Below are 4238 nucleotides of genomic sequence, written 5' to 3'. Positions count from 1 at the left end.
CAGGCAAAAAAGGAAAAGCTGCGCCATAATCTGGCGTAATCGGGTGGGTCAATTTTAAATGCAATTCCCGGGTCAGTTTTAAGTGCAAATCAACACTTTTAAGCGCTCGAACACGGGCTGACCGATACCGGGCACCTTGTCGACGCTTGTCGCGGCGAGCCCAGCCATGGTCTCGATACCGACCCGATTAAGTTTTTTGATTTGTTCTCGGGTGATATTGGCAACCTGATAGAGGTGGTCGCGCTCGAGCAGTATCTCTTTAGCATAATCAGACCAGCGCCCCCAGCTATTAAAGGCGGCTGGATCGGGTTGCTGGTTGGGATCAAACTGCTCTTGGACGGCTAAGAAGTCTTCCCGAACGCTCTGGTAGTATGCATAGCACTCAGAAAGCGGGATGGGGTGACGTTCACCAGAACCCAGCGCCACGACAACCCTATCGGGTTTGCGCCCCTGAATACTCTCCAGCATATCTACATACAGGCACAACTGAAGCGCGTGAGAGGGTTTGGCCCGTTTAGACAGCTTGGCATCCCAAACTTCGTAGTGATAGTCGCCCAGTCTGCTCTTGCCGGGCACTTTGATTAAAAAATCAGCGTAACCAAAGAACTGCCCGACACGAAAGCAGGCTTGAGTGACGACATCGATACCTGCTTCCAGTGCCGCTCGCGTATTAGCGATCTTCTCGGCATCACCTTTGCCATCGATCGCAATGAATGTGTCAAACTCTTGCTGCAAGGCCGCTTCGACTTCAGACTCGTGTTTATAGCCTTTCGCGAAAAGCAGCCGATCCATGCTTTCGATTTCGTCCGGCGCCACCTCACCACCAGGGCACTCTAGCGCATAGCGATCCATCCAGGACGCGAAAGGGCTATCCAGATAAGCGGTCAGGTCAGACGCGGAGAAAAACAGAGATCCCTCTTTATATTGCATACGCTACAATGCCCTTAGTCTGCTATTACGTCACGTGCGGCGATAGCCGCAAACTTCCTGCGCTCACGCCACCTGTAATTCTTGACGTTGAAGCATCGAACGCAACCGCAGGTTTTCTCGCTTCTTTATCGTGATCGAACCCGCGATTTTTTTACCCTCCAAATCCCCATACTCAGTGCCATGCAGGGGCTCTGCAAGCCTTATGACACCATCATCACTGACCGTGATAAACCCCAAGTCAAACAGGGTATGGATATCCGAACGCAGCAAAAGACCGTTGTCCGCAGAGTAATCTGTCACTTCGCTATGAGGCACGATATGAGCCGCTTCCAGGACTGAAAGGACTCTAGAGCCAGTCACCGCACAGGAATGAGAATACTCATTAAGCAACTCTAGCCGGAACGCAGCCTGACCTCTGCGGCTCTTAATATGCTGACATACCGTCTCATCTACATCATTGAGATCGCCATCAACATTAGCTTCGCCAGTCGTAAAAATACCTTCTTCAGCAACATCTACCCGAGAGCGTCCACTAAGCACCTCGATGACTTTATGCAACGTATCTTGCGATTCGACACCAAAATCTCTTCCTCTCGGCTGATTTACCACTCGCGGGAACCCAGCATACGCAGCGCTGTCCGTCGTGCTATCGTTCTCATCATAGTGTACCCCTGATATTGCATATATATTTTCTCTAAAGCAGCTATCAAGATGCATAACCAGTGGTCGCGTAACCATTGGAATTTCTATCCCGGATTCGCGGTGATAAGAACGCTTAATGAAAAATACCTCGCCATTCTCCAGCTCATATTTATAAGCCTTTTTGTTTGTCTGACCTATTGCTTTAGGCAGCGCATCAATACCAACACTACGAAGCCATTCAACAATTTCAAAATTTGACAACACACTAATTACCTCTAACAAAAAACGTAAATGTAAAAATCATAAAAGTCGATATAAACGACTCGAATGAAACAGGTTATGCAAATAACTATACGGCCAGACTGAATCTGGGGTTTCTTCCCGAGTAAAGAAATATTTCCTCACTAGCTACAATGTCTTCCCACTCATCTTCCGAGCCTACTCGAAAGACAAAGAACTCTTTAGCAACGTCACTACGCATCAGTTTGGCGCCTGATGGGTTTTCCAGCCACGTTATATCCTTAAGCATAAAAGCGAATGGGACTTTGAATTTGAAACTAATCACCTTCTCTCTTTCTCCACTAGAACTCGATAGCAACGCACTCATAAGTCGATTTCTCTGTGAGTTAATAAAATTTGCAAAGTCGCAAGCTATCGGCCCAATCCTAATCGCACAGGCGAGATCCCGCTTAGGCTTTTGCCAGCCAAGCCACAATGCACCGGGAGAGTTTTTGGGCAGCAGCGGCAAGACCTTTTTTTCACAATTTGTCAGCCAAAGGTTAATGGCTGGTCGTCCAGACTCCTTATTCAGAATCTTCGCAAACTCTATATGAAGCTGTGCTAGATCATTCCACTCATCGATCATTGAAACCCTCTCTACTTCTCATTTTTTCAGCGCGGCAGAGTCAACTTAAAAACTCTCTGAGAACCTGACTAAATCTGCACTTATAGGATGGAAAGTTCTGCAAAGAATCTATAACAGTAGAACTCACTGAAAATCCCACCCAACAAATAGAAAAACATTAATGCGGTCTTTCCCGCCGTCAATCACTCGCCAGAACGGTTAGTATTCTTGTGGAAGGCCCCTAGTCACCCCCCACGAAAAGACAACCTTGTTGTATATAGCGCCTTAATAGACGATTGGAGAACAACCTGGTGTGACTGCGGGTGTTATATCCCCACCGCCCGCTGGGGTCGCACAACTAAATCTCTACAATGGCTCGGGTGACGGCTCACCCCCCGGTATGCACCCGCCCAAAGATTCATGCCGGTATAGGACTGGATTCTTTCTTCTACCGGCAGCTCTGTCGGCCGATATCCCCGTCGCTGCAACATCCATTGATGCGCCTCTAGCGGTTCAAAGAAAACTTGCTTGCCTTCTTTGAAGCCTTTCGGCGCCTGCTCATCTTTACTAAGAGCATTGCGAACACTCGCTTCTTTCATTCGGCACAAAATGGACATCTGCCGAAGGCTTAAACCACTCATACCCACGTCCGCTGACTCGCCAAGTCTGGCGAAGTCGATCATCACTCGCCCTAACGCCGCGTCATGCACAACATCAATAGCGTTATGACCCCCAACGTAACCTGATATTTCGTCGAACGCATGAAACACAGAGACGACCAACGCGCACGCACAAATAGCATCATCAAACCAATCGCTGCTCTCCAAAAGATTGCTGGTATCGCCATCTAGCGCGAAATCGTAGAGCTCCAGAAAAGTGTCCGCAGAGATACCGTCGTAGCCTTTAAATAGAAGCCCCATTAGATGTGACTCAGGCCACTGCGAATTAAAAGCCTCGACCTCTCGAACAATGTCGCTCTTCTCCACATCAGCGACCAACTCTTTACTACCACGAACAGCCATAGAAGCACCTCAAATATTATCCATAACGCTATTTCACGCATAATATATTACTCGTTATATTCGATGTCAAATAATATATTACATATTAAATGCCGCTTGGAATCATATTATAAGCTGCGAACCCAGCCACACTCACCGGAATGACGCCAAATTTCGAGGATGGAGACAGCCTTACAAGGCAGAGCGGACAGAGTTAGATCAGTGTCGCAGCACATCCTGATACCCGCCAGGTAGACAGCATGGGCGCAGAGAAGAACAGGTATTACTATATTTATCAAAGAGATAGACCAGCAATTCACTTCCGTAGGAATATTGTCTTGGCATGCGACACTTATGTGTAGTATATATTACACATGCAACATTTTGGCGATTACATAAGAGAGGCGCGCCTTCGTCTACAAGAGGAGGATCGCTCGTTCTCACTCCGACAAGTAGCCGGGCGAGTAGGCATCGAGCCAGCATATCTTTCGAAAATTGAGAGAGGGGTTTTTGCTCCGCCCTCCGAAGCAACCATCGTGAAGATAGCCGAGGTGTTGAACGAGGACGCAGACGTTTTGCTAGCTATGGCCGGAAAGCTTTCCAGCGATCTACAGGCCATCATCCTCCAAAGACCAAAGCTCTTCGCAGACTTGCTGCGGCAGCTTAAGAAGGCCCCAGACCACGCGATTCTAAGCGTTGTCCGGGAAGTAACAGATGGCGATTGGTGAAGGTGATCAAAATGATAGAGCTTAAAAAAAATACGCTTATATTTCGTTTCCCAGAAGTTCACAGCGATGCAGTGTGTCAAATCGGCTTCCAGC

At 48.0% G+C, this 4238-nt stretch carries 5 protein-coding genes; 1 reads left to right on the top strand and 4 read right to left on the bottom strand.

The genetic code is table 11. The annotated features are described in order from the left end of the window. Positions 1–78 precede the first annotated feature (78 nt). The 4 genes from FHR99_RS16220 to FHR99_RS16205 form a co-directional block, all read right to left on the bottom strand. Complete coding sequence (locus FHR99_RS16220; RefSeq protein ID WP_183411789.1) at positions 79–930, bottom strand: hypothetical protein; 852 nt, start codon at positions 928–930, stop codon at positions 79–81. Between the two features lie 63 nt (positions 931–993). Next, on the bottom strand, positions 994–1836 hold the full coding sequence (locus tag FHR99_RS16215; protein WP_343067652.1) for an HNH endonuclease: 843 nt from the start codon (positions 1834–1836) through the stop codon (positions 994–996). Positions 1837–1921: 85 nt separating this feature from the next. Then, positions 1922–2437, bottom strand: a complete 516-nt coding sequence (locus FHR99_RS16210) for a hypothetical protein (RefSeq protein WP_183411788.1) — start codon at positions 2435–2437, stop codon at positions 1922–1924. A gap of 305 nt (positions 2438–2742) precedes the next feature. Then, positions 2743–3438 (bottom strand): hypothetical protein, encoded by a 696-nt coding sequence (locus tag FHR99_RS16205; protein ID WP_183411787.1) that lies wholly within the window; start codon positions 3436–3438, stop codon positions 2743–2745. 353 nt (positions 3439–3791) lie between these two features. Between FHR99_RS16205 and FHR99_RS16200 the strand changes: the two genes are divergently transcribed. Then, positions 3792–4145: a helix-turn-helix domain-containing protein gene (locus tag FHR99_RS16200; protein ID WP_183411786.1), complete on the top strand. Its 354-nt coding sequence runs from the start codon at positions 3792–3794 to the stop codon at positions 4143–4145. Positions 4146–4238 lie beyond the last annotated feature (93 nt).

The sequence above is a fragment of the Litorivivens lipolytica genome (genome assembly GCF_014191715.1).
Classification (GTDB): domain Bacteria; phylum Pseudomonadota; class Gammaproteobacteria; order Pseudomonadales; family Spongiibacteraceae; genus Litorivivens; species Litorivivens lipolytica.
This window is presented reverse-complemented; position numbering and strand designations above follow the sequence as displayed.

Coding starts and splice junctions, on each gene's coding strand:
- FHR99_RS16200 (WP_183411786.1), top strand. CDS start 3,792: ATGCAACATTTTGGCGATTACATAAGAGAGGCGCGCCTTCGTCTACAA.
- FHR99_RS16210 (WP_183411788.1), bottom strand. CDS start 2,437: ATGATCGATGAGTGGAATGATCTAGCACAGCTTCATATAGAGTTTGCG.
- FHR99_RS16205 (WP_183411787.1), bottom strand. CDS start 3,438: ATGGCTGTTCGTGGTAGTAAAGAGTTGGTCGCTGATGTGGAGAAGAGC.
- FHR99_RS16220 (WP_183411789.1), bottom strand. CDS start 930: ATGCAATATAAAGAGGGATCTCTGTTTTTCTCCGCGTCTGACCTGACC.